The organism is Streptomyces thermoalcalitolerans (genome assembly GCF_039525155.1).
GTDB lineage: Bacteria > Actinomycetota > Actinomycetes > Streptomycetales > Streptomycetaceae > Streptomyces > Streptomyces thermovulgaris.
The window spans coordinates 21525-41447 of record NZ_BAAAHG010000007.1 but is presented as its reverse complement, the minus strand read 5'-3'; the positions used below and the strand labels follow the sequence as shown (position 1 = coordinate 41447).

The window sequence follows — 19923 nt, the reverse complement described above, 5'->3', positions numbered from 1 at the left end:
CCGATGCCGGCGCTGGAGGAGGCCCGGGCGCTGCTGCGCGAGTTCCCGGTCGTCGACGGCCACAACGATCTGCCCTGGGCGCTGCGCGAACAGGTCCGCTACGACCTCGACGCCCGTGACATCGCCACCCACCAGGGCGCCCATCTGCACACCGACATCCCGCGTCTGCGCGAGGGCGGTGTCGGCGCCCAGTTCTGGTCGGTGTACGTCCGTGCGGACCTGCCGGACCCGGTGCCGGCGACGCTGGAACAGATCGACTGCGTACGGCGGCTGCTCGACCGCCACCCGGCCGACCTGGCTCCCGCGCGGACGGCCGCCGACATGGAGGCGGCGCGCAGGCAGGGCCGTATCGCCTCGCTCATGGGGGCCGAGGGCGGCCACTCCATCGCCTGCTCCCTCGGCACGCTCCGGGGGCTGTACGCGCTCGGCGTGCGCTACATGACCCTCACCCACAACGACAACGTGCCGTGGGCGGACTCGGCGACGGACGAACCGGGCGTGGGCGGCCTGTCGGCCTTCGGCCGCGAGGTGGTCCGTGAGATGAACCGCCTGGGGATGCTGGTCGACCTCTCCCATGTGGCCGCCACGACCATGCGGGACGCGCTGGACACCACCAGCGCCCCGGTGATCTTCTCCCACTCCTCCGCGCGGGCCGTGTGCGACCACCCCCGCAACATCCCGGACGACGTGCTGGAGCGGCTGCCCGCCAACGGCGGGGTGGCGATGGTGACGTTCGTCCCGAAGTTCGTCCTCCAGGCCGCCGTGGACTGGACGGCCGCGGCCGACGAGAACATGCGCGCCCACGGCTTCCACCCCCTCGACACCACCGCCGAGGCGATGCGGGTCCACCGTGCTTTCGAGGAGGCGCATCCGCGCCCCCGCGCCACGGTGGCCACGGTCGCCGACCATCTCGACCACATGCGTGAGGTCGCCGGTGTCGACCACCTGGGCATCGGCGGCGACTACGACGGCACGGCCTTCACCCCCGACGGCCTGGACGACGTCTCCTGCTACCCGAACCTGATCGCGGAACTCATGGACCGCGGCTGGTCGAAGACCGACCTGGCCAAGCTGACCTGGCAGAACGCGGTACGTGTCCTGGGCGACGCGGAGGACGTCGCCCGCGAGCTGCAGGCCACGCGCGGGCCGTCCGACGCGACGATCGAGGAACTGGACGGCTGACGACAGGGCCCGCGGCCGTCCGTGCGGTGTGCCGCCGCGAGATGCTCGGCAGACCGCACGGACGGAACAGAGAGAACGAAGAGAACAGAGAGAACAGACAGAACAGGCGGAACGGTCAGCGGGCGCACAGGCAGAACGGGTGTCCGGCCGGGTCGGCGTAGACCCGGAAGCTCCGCGTACGGTCCGCCGTGTCCAGCGGACGTGCGCCGAGCGCCAGGACGGCCTTCTCCGCCGTGTCCAGGTCCTCGACGTCCAGATCCAGGTGGAACTGCTGCGAGCCGTCCGCGGCGGGCCACTTCGGCGGCACATGGCCCGGTGCCCGCTGGAACGCCAGCACTCGCCCGCCCTCCCCCTTCAGCTCCACCCAGTCGCCCTCGCCCTCCACGGTCCCGCCGAGCACCTCGGCGTAGAAGCCGGCGAGTGCGCGCGGGTCGGGACAGTCCAGGACGACGACACCCAGCTTGGCGAGAGCCATGACTTCCTCCTTGTCCGAGCCCCTTGTGCGAGAGCTGCCCGCTGAAGGGGGCACCCGTTGACGGAGTTACCCGTTGACTGGGTTCAACAGGTAACCGTTACCGCATCCTCTCGCACAACGGGTAACAGCACAAGCGTGCGTGCGAGGTACCGTCGCTGACATGAGTGAGAGATCGGCCGCGCCAGGGGGGCTGGCTCTGGTCGAGGCCCTGGTGAACACCCTGGATCTGGCCACCGGCGTCGACGCGCTCGACACGGCGGACGGCCGGGCGCGCCTCGGGATCCAGGAGGCGGAACTGCCGCAGGCGCGCGAACTGCGCGAGTCGCTGCGGGCGACGCTGCTCGTCCACGCCGGCCATCCGCCGCACCGCGCGGTGACACCGCTCGGCGAGCTGTTCGCACGGGCCCCGCTGCTGGTGGCCGTGGACGACCGGGACGGCTCCGCGACGCTCGTCCCCGCCGACGCCGGCTCCCTGCTCTCCCGGGTCGCGGCCGCCGTCGCCGAAGCGGTCGCCGCGGGCACCTGGAGCCGGCTGAAGGCCTGCGAGGCGGACACCTGCCACTGGGCGTACTACGACCGCAGCCCGGCCGGCCGGCGCCGCTGGTGCTCCATGCAGGTGTGCGGTGCGCGCGCGAAGATGCGGCGCTACCGGGCGAGGGAGGGGTGAGCCGCGGGCGATTTCACCGGGGGTCTCTCCGCAAGCCCCGCTCCGGTGGGGCAGAATGCGTGCAGACGCCGGTTCGGCCGACTGAGCCTCGGCCGAACCGGCGTCCCTTCATGTCCTGCCGTGTGTCCTGCTGTACGTGTCCTGCTACGCGGTCGGACGCCCCATCGCCCGGTACGTCCACCCGGCCCGGCGCCACCGCTCCGGGTCCAGCGCGTTGCGCCCGTCCAGGATCACCCGGGCCGCCACGACCTCGCCCAGCTCCGCCGGGTCCAGCTCGCGGAACTCCTGCCACTCGGTCAGGTGCAGCACCACGTCCGCGCCCCGTACGGCCTCCAGCGCCGAGCCGGCGTATCCGAGCGTCGGGAACACCCGCCGGGCGTTGTCCATGCCCTTCGGGTCGTACACCGTCACCTGGCCGCCCTGCAGATGGATCTGCCCGGCGACATTGAGCGCGGGGGAGTCCCGTACGTCGTCCGAGTCCGGCTTGAAGGTGGCGCCCAGCACCGCGATCCGCCGGCCCAGGAACGGCCCGCCGCCCAGCGCCTGCCGGGCCAGCTCCACCATCTGCCCGCGCTGGCGCATGTTGATCGAGTCGATCTCGCGCAGGAACGTCAGCGCCTGGTCGGCGCCCAGCTCACCCGCGCGCGCCATGAAGGCCCGGATGTCCTTGGGCAGGCAGCCGCCGCCGAAGCCGATCCCGGCGCGCAGGAACTTCCTGCCGATGCGGTCGTCGTACCCGATCGCCTCGGCCAGCTTCGCGACGTCGCCGCCCGCGGCCTCGCACACCTCGGCCATGGCGTTGATGAAGGAGATCTTTGTGGCGAGGAAGGAGTTCGCGGCGGTCTTCACCAGCTCCGCGGTCGGGAAGTCGGTGACCACGAAGGGGGAGCCCTCGGCGATCGGCGTGGCGTACACCTCGCGCAGCAGCTTCTCCGCCCGCTCGCTGCGCACACCGACCACGATCCGGTCCGGGTGCAGGGTGTCCTGGACGGCGAAGCCCTCGCGCAGGAACTCCGGGTTCCAGGCCAGCTCCACCTCCTCGCCCGCGGGCGCGAGCTCGGCGATCGTACGGGCCAGGCGGTCCGCGGAGCCGACGGGCACCGTCGACTTGCCGACGACCAGGGCGGGTCCGGTCAGATGCGGGGCGAGAGAGGTGACCGCGGAGTCGACGTACTGCATGTCGCAGGCGTACTCGCCGTGCTTCTGCGGGGTGTTGACGCAGATGAAGTGGACGTCGCCGAACGCGGCCGCCTCCGCGAAGTCCGTCGTGAACCGCAGCCGGCCGGTCGAGCCCTCGAGCCCGGCCACATGCCGGTGCAGCAGCTCCTCCAGCCCGGGCTCGTACATCGGGACCTCGCCCCGCCGCAACATCTCGATCTTCTCGGGAACGATGTCGAGCCCCAGCACCTCGAAACCGAGTTCGGCCATGGCCGCGGCGTGGGTCGCGCCGAGATAACCGGTGCCGATCACGGTGATCTTGAGGCTCATGGGTGCTCCATGGGAGGGACGACGGTGCTGCGGAGCCCGAGCATATAAGGGGACATGCGCGGGCCCGTCGCCGGGCAATGTCCTCCCTGTGACCCCTCCGCGTTTCCTCCGTGCCTGCTTATCACCCCCCATCGCCCCCTCATCGCCCCCATCGCCCCTCAGCCGTTCCCGGCCCGTTTCCGCATCTGTCCCCGTCTGTCGCCAAACTCACGTAACACCGACGTGAGCGAAGCCATAAAATTCGACCTACTTAACGGTAGTTAGCGTCAGCGTGCGTCTTCCTTTGGAGTGAGAGACCTTGGCCGGATCGGCTGACTTCGACCTGTACCGCCCGTCCGAGGAGCACACCATGCTCCGCGACGCCGTCCGCTCGCTGGCCGAGGCGAAGATCGCGCCGTACGCCGCCGCGGTCGACGAAGAGGCACGCTTCCCGCAGGAGGCCCTGGACGCGCTGGTCGCCAACGACCTGCACGCCGTGCACGTACCCGAGGAGTACGGCGGCGCGGGCGCGGACGCCCTTGCGACGGTCATCGTGATCGAGGAGATCGCGCGGGTCTGCGCCTCGTCCTCCCTGATCCCCGCGGTGAACAAGCTGGGCTCGCTCCCGCTGATCCTCTCCGGCTCCGAGGAGCTGAAGAAGAAGTACCTCGCTCCGCTCGCCAAGGGCCAGGCGATGTTCTCGTACTGCCTCTCCGAGCCCGAGGCCGGTTCGGACGCGGCCGGCATGAAGACGAGGGCGGTCCGCGACGGCGACTACTACGTCCTCAACGGGGTCAAGCGCTGGATCACGAACGCCGGCGTCTCGGAGTTCTACACGGTGATGGCCGTGACCGACCCCGACAAGCGCAGCAAGGGCATCTCCGCCTTCGTCGTCGAGAAGTCGGACCCGGGGGTCTCCTTCGGCGCCCCCGAGAAGAAGCTCGGCATCAAGGGCTCCCCGACCCGCGAGGTGTACCTGGACAACGTCCGCATCCCGGCGGACCGGATGATCGGCGCCGAGGGCACCGGCTTCGCCACCGCGATGCGCACCCTGGACCACACCCGTATCACCATCGCCGCCCAGGCCCTCGGCATCGCCCAGGGCGCCCTCGACTACGCCAAGAACTACGTCAAGGAGCGCAGGCAGTTCGGCAAGCCGATCGCCGACTTCCAGGGCATCCAGTTCATGCTCGCCGACATGGCCATGAGGATCGAGGCCGCCCGTCAGCTGACCTACGCGGCGGCGGCGAAGTCCGAGCGCGACGACAACGACCTCACCTTCCACGGCGCCGCCGCCAAGTGCTTCGCCTCCGACGTCGCCATGGAGGTCACCACGGACGCCGTCCAGCTCCTCGGCGGGTACGGCTACACCCGCGACTACCCGGTGGAGCGCATGATGCGCGACGCCAAGATCACTCAGATCTACGAGGGGACGAACCAGGTCCAGCGCATCGTCATGGCCCGCAACCTGCCGTGACATCCGGCCGTGTGCGGCACTGTGCGCTCACGCTTCTTGAGTCACTGGGTCGGGCCGATTGAGCCGCTGGGCCGGGCCGAGGAGACGACGGCCGATCCGCGTTGAGCGAGTACCCGGTGCGCTCGAGCAAGTGCGCGGTGTGCGCGGGAATGTGAGGCCAGGTCGGCATCCGCTCAACCGGTTCCGCGCCCGGTTCCGCCGAGGCCGCCCCGGCCGGTTGTGCCGTGGGGGAGGCGGACACCGTGTCCGGCCTCTCGGGGACGCCGGACTCCGGCCGGGCCGATCGCCGTCACCGCGCAGGCGGGGACCCCGGACGTGCGCATGGGCACCGGCGGGACGGAGGACGGAGAAGGGGGAGGGCGTCGGCGTCCCCTTCGGTGGTGGCCCTTCGGCGGCGGCCGGAGACCGGGGAGCCAGAAAGCCGGGGAGCCGGGCGACCAGAGGACCGAAACGCCCGAGCAGTAGGCCGAATGGGTGGAATAAGGCTTTTGCCCGTTCGGATGGCGCCGGGTCGGGAGCAGGCGTACGACGGAAGGGAGAGAGGGACCGTCGGGGTCCCCCTGTCCCCCAGGAGGAGCCATGACTCAGCCCGGAACCGCGACCCCCATGAGCAAGGAGATGCAGGACTGCGTCCAGGCCTGCATGTCGTGCCACACCGTCTGCGAGGAGACCATGAGCTCCTGCATGCAGATGGGCGGCCAGACGCAGATGCAGATCATGCGCGCGCTCATGGACTGCTCCGAGATGACCCGCATGTGCGCGGACATGATGATGCGCCGCTCTCCGCTGGCGGCGGAGATGTGCGCGATGTGCGCCAAGGCCTGTGACATGGCCGCCGAGGCGTGTATGTCCATGCCGGACGACAAGATGATGACGCGCTGCGCGGAGGAGTGTCGTCGCTGCGCGGAGATGTGCCGCACGATGGCGGGCGCCAGCATGTGAGCCGAGCCCCCGGCGGTACGCCGGAGCCCCGCGGTCGCCGGAGCACGGCACCGCGGGGCTCCTTTCGGGATGCGTGGGGGCGGGCGGGGTCAGTCGCCGGTGACGGTGACCTTCTGGTCGTTCCTCAGCTCGTTCATCAGCTTCTTGACCTTCGCCTTGTCCCAGATGAGGTTGCCGCCGGAGGAGCCGGCGATCGGCATGTTCATGGAGGTGCCGTCGCCGCCGCTGACGTTCTTCATCGCCCAGAACATGGTGGCCAGGTCCCACAGGCTCATGTCCTTGTCGACGATCAGGGAGTCCAGACCCGCGTTCAGGGTCGGGTACAGCTTGAACGGGTTCATGATCGTCGAGGGGGTGGCCGCCTGGTTGGCCAGCGCGGAGAGGAACTTCTGCTGGTTCTTGGTGCGCTGGAGGTCGGAGGTGGCGAAGGCGTACCGGGTGCGGACGAAGGCCAGGGCCTGCTGGCCGTCCAGCGTCTGCTTGCCCGCCTGGAAGTCGGCGCCCGAGTACTTGTCCTTGAAGCCCTTCTCGATATTGATCTCCACGCCGCCGAGCGCGTCCACGATGTTCGCGAAACCGGCGAAGCCGATCTCCACGTAGTGGTCGATGCGCAGGCCGGTGTTGTACTCGACGGTGCGGACCAGCAGCTCCGGACCGTCGTAGGCGTAGGCCGCGTTCAGCTTGCGCGTTCCCAGGGGGCCCCTGAGCTTGCCGGACTCCGAGCCGCGGAACCGCGGGATCGTGACGGCGGAGTCGCGCGGCAGGGAGATCAGGGTGTCGCCGTTGCTGCCGACGTGCAGGAGCATCATCGAGTCGGTGCGCTTGCCCGCGGCGGAACCGGTGTGCAGCTTCTTCTTCTGCTCGGCCGACATGCCCTCCCGGCTGTCGGAGCCGACGATCAGATAGGTGGTGCCCTCACCGGGCTCCGGCCGGTCGATGACCTTGGACAGGTCGACGGCGCGGTTGAGCTGGGAGTCGGCCCAGAAGTACGTCACAACCGTGGTCACCAGAAGTATGGTGACCAGGGCTATCGCGGTCAGCTTGATCCGGCGGCCCCAGTTCGGCGCGGGGCGGGACTCGTACGCGTGGCCGTCGTCCGGCCCGCCGGGTCCGCCGGCCCGCCTGCCGTAGACCTGGCCGGTGTTGTATCCGCTGTCGTATCCGTGGTCGCCGCCGGGGGCGTCGTAGCCCCGGCCGTCGACGTACGACGGCTGCTGCGGGATGCGGTGCGGCGGTGCCGAGGGGCCTGAGCCGCCCGGACTTCCGTATCCGCCCTGCCCGCCGCGCCGCACCTGACGCATCACTCGTGCGCCCTCCGGTTGCGCACCGGCACTGCCGCGTCCGTACCGGGGGCTGTGGTTGCCGCCGGACCACCCCTCGGGCCAATCAGTCATGGGCCTAGTGTGCAGGGCAGCACAGCGCACCTGACAGGGCCGTCGGAAAATAGGATCGGCGCTGTTGCGAAGCTGACACAAAATTTCCGGATTCCGCCTCGGCATAGGGTGGAGGTCATGACAGACCAGGCCCCTACTGCGGAATCCGGAACGGCGGATGTCCCGGGCAAGCCGACCTCGGCGTCCCGGACCACTCTGAGCCACATCATGACCCACAACGACACCAACCTGCTGGGGACGGTGCACGGTGGGGTGATCATGAAGCTGGTCGACGACGCGGCGGGCGCGGTGGCCGGCCGGCACAGCGGCGGACCCGCGGTCACCGCGTCCATGGACGAGATGGTGTTCCTCGAACCGGTCCGGGTGGGCGATCTCGTCCATGTGAAGGCCCAGGTCAACTGGACCGGCCGGACCTCCATGGAGATCGGCGTGCGGGTCATGGCCGAGCGCTGGAACGAGTCCGCCCCGCCCACCCACGTCGGCTCGGCCTACCTGGTCTTCGCCGCCGTGGACGCCGACGGCAGGCCGCGCCCGGTGCCGCCGGTCCTGCCGGAGACCGAGCAGGACAAGCGCCGTTACCAGGAGGCCCAGATCCGCCGCACCCACCGTCTGGCCCGCCGCCGCGCCATCAAGGAGCTGCGGCGGAAGCGGGCGGCGGAGGGCTACGAGGACTGAGGCCCTCGCCGGCGGCCTCGCCGGTGGCCCGGAGGGCTCATCCGCACGTCACCTCGTCCCCGCGCACCACCGCGGTGGCCGCCTTCGCCGGGTCCTCCACCCGCACCTTGCGCACCTGGCGGTGATCGCTGCCCACGATCACCCTGAGCGTGGCCCCCTGCCCCGGCACCGGACGCAGCTCGCTGCCCGGCAGCGCGGCGGCGAGCGACCTCGCCGAGCGGTCCCACCGGGGGTCGTAGAGCACCACGGTCCGTGTGACACCGCGCTCCTGGGCGTCCCTGGGGGCCCTGGTCGTGCGGAAGCCGGCCGCCGCCAGCTCCGAGTCCACCCGCCGGGCGAGTCCTGTGGTGTCGGTGCCGTTCTCCACCTGGACATGGATCCGCTGCGGGGCGACCTCGACGGTCGCGGCGGAGTCCGCCCGGCGGGACTTGCGCGTGGCCAGCGGCCGGTCCTCGCGCAGCGCCCGGAAGAGCCGGTCGGCCTTGGCCCGGTCCCACTTCACGGTGGAGCCGACGCCCTTGACCGGGTGGGCCACCTGCGCGATCGGAACGGTGGCGAACTCCGAGGAGGAGGGGGAGAAGTTCCGCATCGCCCGTCCGAGGTCCAGCAACTCGTCGGTGCGGAAGCCCTTGTCCGCCCGTACCGAGCCCAGCACGGCCGTGGTGACGTCCCGGAACTTGAGCGGGTTCAGCAGTACCCGGGAGGAGGTCGCCTGCTCGATCAGGGCGGCCAGGAAGTGCTGCTGGCGCTTCATCCGGCCGAGGTCGCTCGCCCCGTCGACATGCCGGGAGCGGACGTACTGCAGGGCCTGGCCGCCGGAGAGCGTGTGCGTGCCGGCGGCCAGGTTCAGACCGGTGTAGCTGTCCTTCACCGGTTCGGCGGTGCAGATCCGTACCCCGCCGATGACGTCCACGGTCCGCATGAAGGAGGTGAAGTCCACCTCCAGATAGTGGTCGATCTTCAGATTGGTCATCTTCTCGACCGTGCGCACGGTCAGGCCGGGCCCGCCCTCCGCGTAGGCCGCGTTGAGCTTGACCGGGTGCGGCCCGTGCCGTTGCCCGGTGTTCTGGTCGGCGTGCTCGGGCAGTTCGGCGTAGGAGTCCCGGGGCAGGCTCACCACACTGACCCGCTCCCGGTCCTGCGACAGGTGCACGATCATCATGGTGTCGGTGCAGTTGCACGGCCGGCCGCCCAGCCGGTACCGCTGCCGCTCCTGCTCGCTGATCCTGTCCCGGCTGTCGGTGCCGACCAGCAGCACGTTCATCCCGTGGCCGGCCGGCGGGCGGTTCTTCATGTCCTTGAAGGGGTCGACCCGGGCGATGTCCGCGTCCACGCTGGAGACCACCGCGTGCCCGATCCCGGCGGAGGCGAGCACCACCACCGACAGCGTGGTCGCCGCCCGCATGGCCCAGCGCGGTCTGCGGCGCGGTACGGGCGCATACGGCACGCGGGCCGGTCTCGCCGGACCCGCCGGACCGGCGACCTGCCGCGGGGCGCGCTGCGGCCGTGGGCGCGGCCGGTACTGCGTGCTGGACATGGGGGACACCTCCGCTGAGGGCGTGGGTGGGCACCGTGTGCACCGTAGGGGCATACGATCGGCTGATCGGCGCAGCAGCACCCGCGGCGCGCACCGGTATCCCCCGTTCGCGGTAACGTGAGCACCGATGAACGCCAAGCCCGACGTGCGGTTCCCCGCCGTTTCTGTGATCATGCCCGTCCTCAACGAGGAGCGGCATCTGCGGGGGGCCGTGGAAGCGATCCTCGCGCAGAAGTACGACGGCGAGATGGAGGTCGTGATCGCCCTCGGTCCGTCCACGGACCGCACGGACGAGATCGCCGCCGAGCTCGCGGCCGAAGACCCGCGCGTGCGTACGGTCCCCAACCCCAGCGGCCGTACCCCCGCCGCGCTCAACGCCGCGATCAAGGCCTCCCGCCATCCGATCGTGGTCCGTGTCGACGGCCACGGGATGCTCTCGCCGGACTACATCGCCACAGCCGTACGGCTCCTGGAGGAGACCGGCGCGCAGAACGTCGGCGGCATCATGCACGCCGAGGGCGAGAACGACTGGGAGAAGGCGGTGGCCGCCGCGATGACCTCGAGGATCGGGGTGGGCAACGCGGCCTTCCACACCGGTGGCCAGGCCGGTCCCGCGGAGACCGTCTATCTGGGGGTGTTCCGGCGCGAGGTGCTGGAGCAGCAGGGCGGTTACAACGAGGAGTTCATCCGCGCCCAGGACTGGGAGCTGAACTTCCGCATCCGCGAGGCGGGCGGGCTGATCTGGTTCTCGCCGGAGCTGCGCGTCTCCTACCGGCCCCGTCCGACCGTGCGGGCGCTGGCCAAGCAGTACAAGGACTACGGCCGTTGGCGGCACGTCGTCGCCCGCTACCACCCCGGCTCCATCAACCTGCGCTACCTCGCCCCGCCGACCGCGGTGTGCGCCATCGCGGCCGGGATCGTGGTGGGCGCGCTCCTGACCCCCTGGGGGTTCGTGGTCCCCGGCGGCTATCTGGCGGCGATCGTCGCCGGTTCGATCCCCGCGGGCAAGGGGCTGCCCCTGAAGGCCCGCCTGCGCATCCCCGTTGCGCTCGCCACCATGCACATGTCCTGGGGCTGGGGCTTTCTGACGAGCCCGAGATCGCTGGCGAAGAAGGTCATCGCCTCGCGCAGGTCCGCGGCTGTCACCACCGACCGGACCGCCACCGCGGACCGGGACGCCACCGCCGACCGGGCCGTCACCACCGACTGAGTCATGACCACCGGCTGAGCCGTCACCGCCAGCCGGTTCGCCCCGCGGGGCCCCTCTCCCGGGAGAGGGGCCCTTGCGTGTGCCCGCCACGGCAGGGGGCGTGTCTACCAGCGGTAGGGCTCGTACACGTCCATGCACTGGCTCTCGTCCGAGCCGTTGAGGGCGTCGGAGTTCTCGGGCAGGTCGCCGGCCTTCGGCGCGGACTCCTTCGGGTAGGTGACGCCAGTGCGCCAGTCGGCGCCGACGACGACGGTGACGCCGGAGACATCGGTCGACCGCTTGACCGAACTCATCGGAATGCCCAGGGCCTTGGCGACGCTCCGTGCGTCGCCCTCGAGGTCGGCGCTCGGGTAGCGCACGACGGTCTCCTCCGCGGACCCCGCCGCCGAGGTGTCGGCCGTCGCCCGGGTGAAGCCCTTCCGCCGCAGCTGCCGGCTGATCTCACCGGCCCGGCCGCTGACCGGGGCCCGGGTGGAGGTGCGGGTGGCGTTCTGCACCAGCACGCCCAGCCGGTCGGCCGCGACCGAGGGAGTCGCGGGGGTCTCGTCCTCGCTGGGCTTCTTCGCCTCCGTCTTCGGGCCGTTCTTGTCGAAGGCCACGTCCTCGCGGAGCATCTTCCACATCTTCGCGGCGTTGGCACCGTCCGGGATCACATGGTTGGGGTTCTGCGGGTCGGTGACATTGGGCATCGTCGCCATGGTGATGCGGTCGGTGGGGACCGTCTTGAGCTGCATGGCCAGGTCGTACAGCTTCTTGACGGTGCCGATCTCCTCGGAGACCTGCAGCGACTGTGTGGCGGCCTCCGCCAGGCCCATCAGACGGCCGGTGTCGGTGAAGACGTTCTGGCCGCGCAGCATGCGGATCATCGAGTTCATGTACATGTGCTGGGCCCTGGCCCGGCCCAGGTCGCTGTGGAAGGCATGCCGGGTGCGCAGCCACTGCAGGGCCTGCTTGCCCTTGACCTTGTGCTTGCCGGCCGTGAGCTTCAGACCGGAGCCGCCGCGCTGGGTCTGCAGATTGCGGTCCCACACGTTGTGCTTCACACAGACCTCGACACCGCCGATGGCGTCCGCCATGCGCACCACGCCCGCGAAGTCGATCATCATCCAGTGGTCGATGTAGACACCGGTGAGGTTCTCCCAGGTGGCGAGCGTGCAGCCGGCGCCGCCGCGGGCCAGTGACTCGTTGATGATGGTGTTGACCGGCGGGTAGACCTTGCCGGTGTCGGGGTCGGTGCACTGGGGGATGTCGACCCGTGTGTCACGCGGGACGCTGACCACGGCGGCGCTCTTGCGGTCGGCCGACAGGTGGATGAGCATCTGCACGTCGCCCAGCGGGGGGTTGCCGCGGTTCTCCCTGCTGCCGCCCAGGGCGACGTTCTCGTCGGAGTTACGGCTGTCGGAGCCGATCAGCAGGATGTTCAGGGGCGTCTGGCCGGCCGGGTTCGGCTTCGTCCGGTGCGCCTTGAAGTCGCCGCTGCTGCGCTGGCCCTTGCGCAGGTTGCTGTTCAGATGCTGGTAGTAGAAGTATCCGGCGCCGGCCGTGGCGAGTATGACCAGCGAGAGCACCGTGGCCGACCAGCGCAGTATGCGCCGTCGGGGGCGTCTGCCGGCGACCTCGTGCTCTATGTCGCCGTCGTCCCCTTTTTCTCCCTTTTCTCTGTTTTCTCCTTTTTTGTCCCCTTTGTTGTGCGGGTCGTGGTCACCCGCCGCGCCGCCGTCCTGCACGGCGAGAGCCGTCGCGCCCTCGACCGCAGGCTCCTCCCCGTGCAGACTGCTCCGCGTCAACTCCCCATCCTTCCCACCCTGGTGTTCCAGTGAACGGGCCTGTCGTGCGTCGTGTTAGACGCATGACAGGCCCCTAAGGTGGCGTAGTGCGCTGAACTTGTGTTCAGCTGGCGCACTCGACCTTGTCCGCCGTGGACTTCTCGACCTTGGGGGCCGTCGTCGGGGCCACGAGCGGTACACCCGGACCCTTGAAGTCCTTGCCCAGGGTCAGTGTCATCGTCGGCAGACCCTGGGAGTTGGTCACGCTCTCGCCCGGCTTCAGCGCCGATCCGGGCAGGCCCATGATTGCAGCGAGTTTACGTGCCTGCGGTGCCTGGTCGGCGTCGTACTCGAGGGTGGTCTTGCCGATCTTCTGGGGTGCGTTGCCCGCGTTCTCCGACTTGGTCACCCCCTGGGTGGTCTGCAGCCAGGAGAGGGTCTCCTGCGCGGAACCGGGGGGAGCTCCGCCGTTGAGGATCCGCACCCGCACCTCGGAGGCGGCGGACTGGGGGCCCTTGAGGCGGGCGGCCTCCTCGGCGCCCTTGGCGGCCTTCTTCTTTTTCTTCACCTCGGTGAAGGGGACGTCGTTCGCGATGGCGTCGAAGACCGGGCGTGCCTCGGTCGGATGCAGGACGACCGTCGAGGCGACCTTTTCGGCGGGGTTGTCGATGACCGGGACCGTCAGGAAGCTGATGTTCTTCGTCGGGACCTTCTTCAGCTCCAGCGCCACGTCCTTGAGCGTGCTGACCTTGCCGATGGCGGTGTCGACGGTCAGCGCCTTGGTGGCGGCCTCGGCCAGGTCGTACAGCTTGGCGGGGTCGGTGAGCGTGTCGCTGGAGGACATCTTGCGCATCAGCGAGCCGAGGAACTGCTGCTGCACCTTGATCCGGTCCAGGTCGCCGTGGTTGCCCCAGGCGTGCCGGGTGCGGACGAAGGCCAGGGCCTGCTCGCCCTCGACCGTGGACTTGCCGGCGGGCAGCTTCAGGTGCGACTTCTCGTCGTCCACGGCGCGCTTGAGGCACACCTCGACGCCGCCGACCGCCGTCGTCAGGGTCTTGACCGCGTTGAAGTCGGCCATCATGAAGTGGTCGGGCGCGATGCCGGTGACTTCCTTGACCGTGCGCATCGTGCAGCCCGCGTCGCGGCCGCTCTGGCCGAGGCTTGTGTTGAAGCGGGCGTTCGGCGTGCCCGGGATGACCCTCGTGGTGCCATCGGGCTGCTCGGTCGGGCAGTCCGGGATGTCCACGATCAGGTCGCGCGGGATGCTCAGCGCGGTGGCGTTCGTGCGGTCCTTGGAGACGTGCAGCAGGATCGTGGTGTCGGCATGGCCCACGCTGTCCTTGTCGCCGTAGCCCTGGTTGCCTTTGCCGGTGCGCTTGTCCGTGCCGATGATCAGTATGTTGAAGGCCTCGTCCTTGCTGAAGCTGGCCTTGCCCGCGTCGCCCACGTCGGTGGTGGTGACGTTGCCCTCGAGGTGCTTGAGGTACAGATAGCCGGCCGTACCGACGCCGACCAGGAGAAACGCCATGGTGCCGCTGGTCCACAGCAGCACCTTCTTGGCCTTCGACTTCTTCTTCTCCGGCCGGCGGCTCCGCCGCCCGGGCAGCGGCTCCTCGGGCGGTGCGCCGCGGCGGCGGCGGGGACCCGGGGCCGTACGGGCGGGGGCCGCTTCACGGACCTGCTGCCGTCCGAGGGCCGGGCCGCGGCCTCCCGCCGCACCGTCGCCGCCCGCGCCGGGCGGAGCGGGTTGGCGGGGACCCGGGATCGGCGACTGCGGAACGGAAGGATTCAGTCGCAGTTCGTATTCGCCGGTGTTCGGATTGAGTACCCATTGGTCTGCGGGGTCGATGTTGTTCGCCCGCCCACGGCCTTGCGCGTCCACGGTTGTCCGAACCCTCCGTCGGGGCCACGCGGCGCCTTGTCCCCTCAAGGCGCTCAAGTCTGCTTCACAGTGCTCGACCCCAGGAAGACCTCGCGGCCAGTAGCACCGGACCGCTCACACTATCCGGCCCATTCGGTGTCAAGCGACGCCCGTGACAAATTCCACTTGCCTACAAGTGGGCAATCCGCCCATTTCCTTGGGCAAAAGTTCGCCGTCGGCTGACCGTCGGCCGTCGTCCTGCCCCGCGGAAGGCCTTCCGGCGTGGTGCGCTGCGACGGAAGGCCGGTGCGGGCGGGGACGGGCATCCCGGGGTTCCGGCTCGTCGCCGTTGCCGTACACACCGTCGAAACATGCCGAACGCAGCCGTACGGATGCGCGGGAGAATCGTCGCCGCCCGCGTGGAATCCGCGTCACAGACGGTGAATTGGCGTTCTTTGTTCCTGAATCCCGCGGTACTTCCGCTGCGTCACCTCGCCGTCGCCGTGACCCGTTCCGCTTCGATGCGCCGGGCGAGGGCGTCCTCGGAGAGGCGGTCGAGATTGCGGCACAGCACGACGGAGGCACCGGCGGCGAGAGGGGCGTACAGGCCCGCGCTGAGCCCCTCCCAGGTGTCGTACGGCAGTGCGGACAGCAGCCGGGAGCCGGGGCCCGTCAGGTCCAGGGCGGGGGCGTCGGTGCGGGCGCGCTCCACGACCTCCGCCGCCGAGTACTCGGCCCCGGCCACGATCAGGGCCGGCTCGTCCGGGTCCACCGGTGCGAAGGGCGTGAACGCGTCGCCCTGGCCCGGAACCTCGACGGCGTAGTCCAGGAAGCCCTCCGGCGGCTGCGGGAACCGCCCGCCCAGCGGTCGCAGTGCCAGCGCCACCCGTTCCCCGGAGCAGGCCCGCGCCGCGTCCAGGGTGTCCGGGCCGCTGACCACGACATCGGCCGCGTCCACGTTCCCGTCGACGTCCGCCACCACGCCCACCGAGGCGCACGCCAGCAGCCACACCGCCGTCTGCCAGTGCGCCGGCAGCAGCAGCGCGACCCGGTCGCCGGGCGCGGCGGCGAGGTCTCCCTGGAGGAGGTTCGCGGTCTTGGCCACCCAATTGGCGAAGGTGGCCGTGGACAGTTCGACGCGTTCACCCGTGGCGTCGTCGTAGAAGGTCACCAGCGGGCGTCCGGGGTCCGCGGCGAGCGCGGAACGCAGCAGGTCGGCAGGGGTGCGTTCAGTGGAGTTCATCCGAGCAAGCGTACGCGGCGCCGTGTCCGCGCACCGTGCGGCGGGACACGCACGGGGGAGCGGCGCACCACCGATTCGGCCCACCTGCGGCCGACGGCCCGTCAATTCCCCAATGGACAGATTTGTATGATTATGTTCAAGATCAGGGGCATGCGTCGATACGGATTCCTGGTGTCCTCGATAGGCATCGCCTGCACGGCCGCCCTCACCCTCGCACAGGGGCCTCCCGCCTCCGTGGCCACGGTGAGACCGGCATCGGCCACCGGCCCGTCGGCCGTCCCCGGCAGCACCCGGTCCCTGCCCCTCCTCCCGCTCGTCCGCACCCGCGCCCGCGGCGCCGCCGTCACCGAACAGGGCCTGCGCCGCACGGACGTCCCCCGCTTCTTCCTGGTCGGCGTCGTCTGGGACGACCCGGACGCCGAGCTGCACGGCAGCGTCCGGATCCGTACCCGCTCCGCCGCCACCGGCACCTGGTCCGACTGGCAGGACCTCGACACCCACCACAACACCGACCACGGCGCCGACCCCGGCACGGCCGAGCGCGTCCCCGGGGCCGTGCGCGGCGCCACCGCACCGCTGTGGGTGGGCGCGTCCGACGGCGTCGAGGTGCACGTGCGCGCGGAGGCCGGGGACTCGGGCAGGGGCGCGGCTGCCGGTCCGGCGGCCGCGCTGCCCTCCGGCCTGCGCCTCGGACTCGTCGACCCGGGCGGCGAGCCGGTGCCGCGGGGCTCCGGGGCCACCGTCTCACGCTCCGGCGAGCCGAGCGGGAAGGCCGCCGCGGCCTTCGGGGTCCCCGCGGCCGGCGCGCCGCTCGCCCCGCCCGACGCCACCCGGATCCCCGCGCTCGCCCGCGAGGACGGCCGGCGCGAGCGGCCCGCCCGGCCCGGTGGCAAGGAGACGGAACGCCGGGGCACCGGGCCGTACATCGGACCGCGCCCGCCCATCGTCACCCGCCGCGGCTGGGGCGCGGACGAGTCACTGCGCAGCGGGGAGTTCGTCTACTCCGATACGGTCAAGGCGGTGTTCGTCCACCACACCTCCTCGGGCAACAACTACAGCTGCGCACAGACCCCGTCGCTCATCCGCAGCATCTACCGCTACCACGTCCAGAGCATGGGCTGGCGCGACATCGGCTACAACTTCCTCGTCGACAGGTGCGGCACCATCTACGAGGGCCGTGCCGGCGGAGTGGCGAGGGCGGTGCTGGGCGCCCACACCGCCGGGTTCAACACCAACAGCGCGGGAATCGCGGTCCTCGGCTCCTACAACATCTCCGAGCCGCCCCCGGCCGTCGTGACGGCCGTGGCGCAACTGGCCGCGTGGAAGCTCGGTCTGCACGGGGTGAATCCGAGTGGAAAGACATATCTGACGTCCGGCGGTGGCAACCTCTACCAAAAAGGAAAGAGCGTACGCCTGGACGTGATCTCCGGCCACCGGGACGGCTTCCCGACCGACTGCCCCGGCCTGCGGCTCTACGGCAAGCTCGGCACGATCCGTTCGGCGGCGGCGCGCTACCAGGGACGCTGAAGGGGGGAGCCGGGACGGGGGGAGAAGTCTCAGGGCTCCACAAGGCTGTGCGAACACGGCTGCATACACTGGCCGGCCGAGGACTGATCGGCCGGTCCCGGCAGGAAGCAGAGACGACAGGTGACGGAAGCGATCCTTCTGGTCGGCGGCAAGGGCACCCGGCTGCGCCCGCTCACGGTGCACACTCCCAAGCCCATGGTGCGGGCGGCGGGAGTGCCGTTTCTCACCCATCAGCTGGCGCGGGCGAAAGCGGCGGGAGTCGAGCACATCGTGCTCGCCACCTCCTATCTGGCCGAGGTCTTCGAACCGTACTTCGGTGACGGCTCCTCACTCGGGCTCCACCTCGAGTACGTCACGGAGGAGGAGCCCCTGGGCACGGGCGGCGCCATCCGCAACGCCGCCTCACGGCTGCGCTCCGGTCCCGACGAGCCGGTCCTGGTCTTCAACGGCGACATCCTCACCGGGCTGGACATCCAGGCGCTGGTGCGCACGCACGAGGAGACGGGAGCGGATGTCTCCCTGCATCTGACGAAGGTGACGGACCCTCGTTCCTACGGACTGGTCCCGACGGACGACACGGGCCGGGTCCTGGCCTTCCTGGAGAAGCCGCAGACCCCCGAGGAGATCGTCACCGACCAGATCAACGCGGGGGCGTACGTCTTCCGCCGCTCGGTCATCGACACCATCCCGCAGGGCCGCCCGGTGTCGGTGGAGCGCGAGACCTTCCCGGAGCTGCTGGCCGCCGGGGCCCATCTGCAGGGCATGGTGGACTCCACCTACTGGCTGGACCTCGGCACCCCCGCCGCCTTCGTGCGCGGCTCCGCCGACCTGGTCCTCGGCCGTGCCCCCTCCCCGGCGGTCCCCGGCCGCTGCGGCGACCGTCTGATCCTGCCCACGGCCGTCGTCGCCCCCGACGCCAAGCTGACCGGCGGCACGGTGGTCGGCGAGGGCGCGTTCGTCGCCGAGGGGGCGCGGGTCTTCGGCAGCACGATCCTGCCCGGCGCCGTCATAGAGCCCGGTGCCGTCATCACCGACTCCCTCATCGGCACCCGTGCCCGCATCGGCACCCGCTCCGTCCTCACCGGCACCGTCATCGGCGACGGCGCGGTGGTGGGCGCCGACAACGAACTGCGGGAGGGCGTGAGGATCTGGTGCGACGCCCATATCCCGGCGGGTGCGGTGAGGTTCTCCTCGGACCAGCCGTCGTAGTCGCGGGCGGCCGGATCTTTTCTCCGGGCGCCCTTCTCCTTCTCTCTTTCTGCCTCTCTTTCTGCGCGTACTCCTTGTGCACAAGGGAGGCCCCGGGGCGGCACGGGTGGGCGGATCCGCCCACCCCGGTCGCGGCCCGTGCCGAACCCGGCCGCGGACTCTGTCACAAGCGTCCGACGTGCCCCTTCGGCATCCGCGGCCCCCGCCGTTCCGGCACCCGGCCGCTCAGCAGGATCAGCCGGACGGCCCGGTGCCGCTGCCCCGCGTACGGCTCCAGCAGGCGCAGCATCTCCGCGTCGTCGGCCCACCGGTTCCCCGCCAGCGCGTGTCCCACGATCCCCGGCAGGTGCAGATCCCCGACCGTCACCTCGTCCGGTGCGCCATGACTGCGCTGCACGGTCTCCGCCGACGTCCACGGCCCGATCCCGGGCACCCGCTCCAGCCGTTCCCGCGCCGCCGCCGGAGGCATCCGCACCGTCTCCTCCAGCCGCGCGGCGACCCGCACCGCCCGCAGCACCGTCGACGCCCGCTTGTCGTCGACCCCGGCCCGGCGCCACTCCCACGAGGGGATCAGCGCCCAGGTCCGCGGTGCCGGCATGACGTGCATCCGCCCGGGGACGGGCCCCGGCGCCGGCTCCCCGTACTTCCGTACGAGCGTCCGCCAGGCCGCGTACGCCTCGGCCGTCGTCACCTTCTGTTCCAGGATCGACGGGATCAGCGACTCCATCACCAGCCCGGTCCGGGTCAGCCGCAGCCCCGGACGCCGGTGCCGTGTCAGCGCCAGCAGCCGGTGCCGCGGCACGAACAGGGACGGGTCGTCGGCGGCCCCGAGCAGCTCGGGCAACTGTTCCAGCAGCCACTCGGCCCCCGGACCCCAGGCCTCCCCGCACACCTGCCCGCCGCGTGCGGACACCCTCAGCGTCCCGGGCCCGAGCGGTGTCCGGACGGCCCGCCACACCGACCCGTCGGGCATCGCCCGGAACGCGGGGTCGCCCGGTCCCCGCCGCAGCGGCCCGAGCACCAGCCTCAGGTCCAGCGGCCCGTCCGGCACCCACGTCCGCACCCGCCCCGGTGCGACGGCCTGCCGCGGGACCTCCGTGAACGCGTCCCCCAAGGCGCCGGTCCGCCCGCCGGGCACGGACACGGACCTCCCTCCCACGCCGTTCGGACCGTGGGAGAGAGGGGACCGCGGGGCGAAACGTCCTGCCACGAAGGAGCTCCCGGAGGGCCGAAGGTACGAAAAGGCGCGAAAGACGCTCTGCGTGCCTGGACGGTCAGGCGGACGGAACGG

General features: G+C 70.8%; 16 protein-coding genes. 8 read left to right on the top strand and 8 right to left on the bottom strand.

The features are described 5' to 3' along the window. The first annotated feature begins 3 nt into the window (after nt 1-3). Complete coding sequence (locus ABD224_RS06705; protein WP_344048058.1) at nt 4-1182, top strand: dipeptidase; 1179 nt, start codon at nt 4-6, stop codon at nt 1180-1182. A 115-nt stretch (nt 1183-1297) separates the two neighbouring features. Here the strand turns inward: ABD224_RS06705 and ABD224_RS06700 are convergent, their stop codons facing one another. Continuing rightward, nucleotides 1298-1657, bottom strand: a complete 360-nt coding sequence (locus ABD224_RS06700) for a VOC family protein (RefSeq protein ID WP_344047861.1) — start codon at nt 1655-1657, stop codon at nt 1298-1300. Nucleotides 1658-1817: 160 nt separating this feature from the next. On the opposite strand from ABD224_RS06700, the gene ABD224_RS06695 reads away from it, so the two are divergent. Beyond that, nucleotides 1818-2324, top strand: coding sequence for a CGNR zinc finger domain-containing protein (locus ABD224_RS06695; protein ID WP_344047858.1), 507 nt, complete (start codon nt 1818-1820; stop codon nt 2322-2324). Between the two features lie 144 nt (nt 2325-2468). Here ABD224_RS06695 and ABD224_RS06690 read toward each other — a convergent pair whose 3' ends face one another. Beyond that, complete coding sequence (locus tag ABD224_RS06690) at nt 2469-3812, bottom strand: UDP-glucose dehydrogenase family protein (RefSeq protein WP_344047856.1); 1344 nt, start codon at nt 3810-3812, stop codon at nt 2469-2471. 298 nt (nt 3813-4110) lie between these two features. Between ABD224_RS06690 and ABD224_RS06685 the strand changes: the two genes are divergently transcribed. Both ABD224_RS06685 and ABD224_RS06680 read left to right on the top strand, forming a co-directional pair. Then, the gene (locus ABD224_RS06685) at nt 4111-5268 is read left to right on the top strand and encodes an acyl-CoA dehydrogenase (protein WP_344047854.1); all 1158 of its coding nucleotides are present in this window, start codon (nt 4111-4113) and stop codon (nt 5266-5268) included. A gap of 579 nt (nt 5269-5847) precedes the next feature. Further along, nucleotides 5848-6210, top strand: coding sequence for a four-helix bundle copper-binding protein (locus tag ABD224_RS06680; RefSeq protein ID WP_344047852.1), 363 nt, complete (start codon nt 5848-5850; stop codon nt 6208-6210). An 89-nt stretch (nt 6211-6299) separates the two neighbouring features. Here ABD224_RS06680 and ABD224_RS06675 read toward each other — a convergent pair whose 3' ends face one another. After that, a complete protein-coding gene (locus tag ABD224_RS06675; RefSeq protein ID WP_344047850.1) occupies nt 6300-7604 on the bottom strand; it encodes an LCP family protein in 1305 nt (434 codons plus the stop codon). A gap of 117 nt (nt 7605-7721) precedes the next feature. Here ABD224_RS06675 and ABD224_RS06670 point away from each other — a divergent pair, with 117 nt between their 5' ends. Continuing rightward, nucleotides 7722-8279 carry an acyl-CoA thioesterase gene (locus ABD224_RS06670; RefSeq protein WP_344047848.1) on the top strand — a complete coding sequence of 186 codons (558 nt, stop codon included), beginning with the start codon at nt 7722-7724 and terminating at the stop codon, nt 8277-8279. A gap of 37 nt (nt 8280-8316) precedes the next feature. On the opposite strand, the gene ABD224_RS06665 is transcribed toward ABD224_RS06670, so the two are convergent. Next, nucleotides 8317-9816, bottom strand: a complete 1500-nt coding sequence (locus tag ABD224_RS06665; RefSeq protein ID WP_344047846.1) for an LCP family protein — start codon at nt 9814-9816, stop codon at nt 8317-8319. A gap of 127 nt (nt 9817-9943) precedes the next feature. Between ABD224_RS06665 and ABD224_RS06660 the strand changes: the two genes are divergently transcribed. Continuing rightward, nucleotides 9944-11026, top strand: a complete 1083-nt coding sequence (locus ABD224_RS06660) for a glycosyltransferase family 2 protein (protein WP_344047844.1) — start codon at nt 9944-9946, stop codon at nt 11024-11026. Between the two features lie 104 nt (nt 11027-11130). On the opposite strand, the gene ABD224_RS06655 is transcribed toward ABD224_RS06660, so the two are convergent. The 3 genes from ABD224_RS06655 to ABD224_RS06645 all read right to left on the bottom strand — a co-directional run bounded on the left by ABD224_RS06655 (nt 11131) and on the right by ABD224_RS06645 (nt 15896). After that, entirely contained in the window at nt 11131-12813 is a 1683-nt protein-coding gene (locus tag ABD224_RS06655; RefSeq protein ID WP_344047842.1) for an LCP family protein, read from the bottom strand. A 103-nt stretch (nt 12814-12916) separates the two neighbouring features. Continuing rightward, nucleotides 12917-14674 carry an LCP family protein gene (locus ABD224_RS06650; RefSeq protein ID WP_344047839.1) on the bottom strand — a complete coding sequence of 586 codons (1758 nt, stop codon included), beginning with the start codon at nt 14672-14674 and terminating at the stop codon, nt 12917-12919. A 466-nt stretch (nt 14675-15140) separates the two neighbouring features. Then, complete coding sequence (locus ABD224_RS06645) at nt 15141-15896, bottom strand: TIGR03089 family protein (RefSeq protein WP_344047837.1); 756 nt, start codon at nt 15894-15896, stop codon at nt 15141-15143. Nucleotides 15897-16028: 132 nt separating this feature from the next. On the opposite strand from ABD224_RS06645, the gene ABD224_RS06640 reads away from it, so the two are divergent. Both ABD224_RS06640 and manB read left to right on the top strand, forming a co-directional pair. After that, nucleotides 16029-17423, top strand: coding sequence for a peptidoglycan recognition protein family protein (locus ABD224_RS06640; RefSeq protein WP_425580927.1), 1395 nt, complete (start codon nt 16029-16031; stop codon nt 17421-17423). A 120-nt stretch (nt 17424-17543) separates the two neighbouring features. Continuing rightward, complete coding sequence (manB, locus tag ABD224_RS06635) at nt 17544-18632, top strand: mannose-1-phosphate guanylyltransferase (RefSeq protein WP_344047832.1); 1089 nt, start codon at nt 17544-17546, stop codon at nt 18630-18632. Between the two features lie 163 nt (nt 18633-18795). On the opposite strand, the gene ABD224_RS06630 is transcribed toward manB, so the two are convergent. After that, the gene (locus ABD224_RS06630; protein WP_425580922.1) at nt 18796-19842 is read right to left on the bottom strand and encodes a DNA-3-methyladenine glycosylase family protein; all 1047 of its coding nucleotides are present in this window, start codon (nt 19840-19842) and stop codon (nt 18796-18798) included. Nucleotides 19843-19923 lie beyond the last annotated feature (81 nt).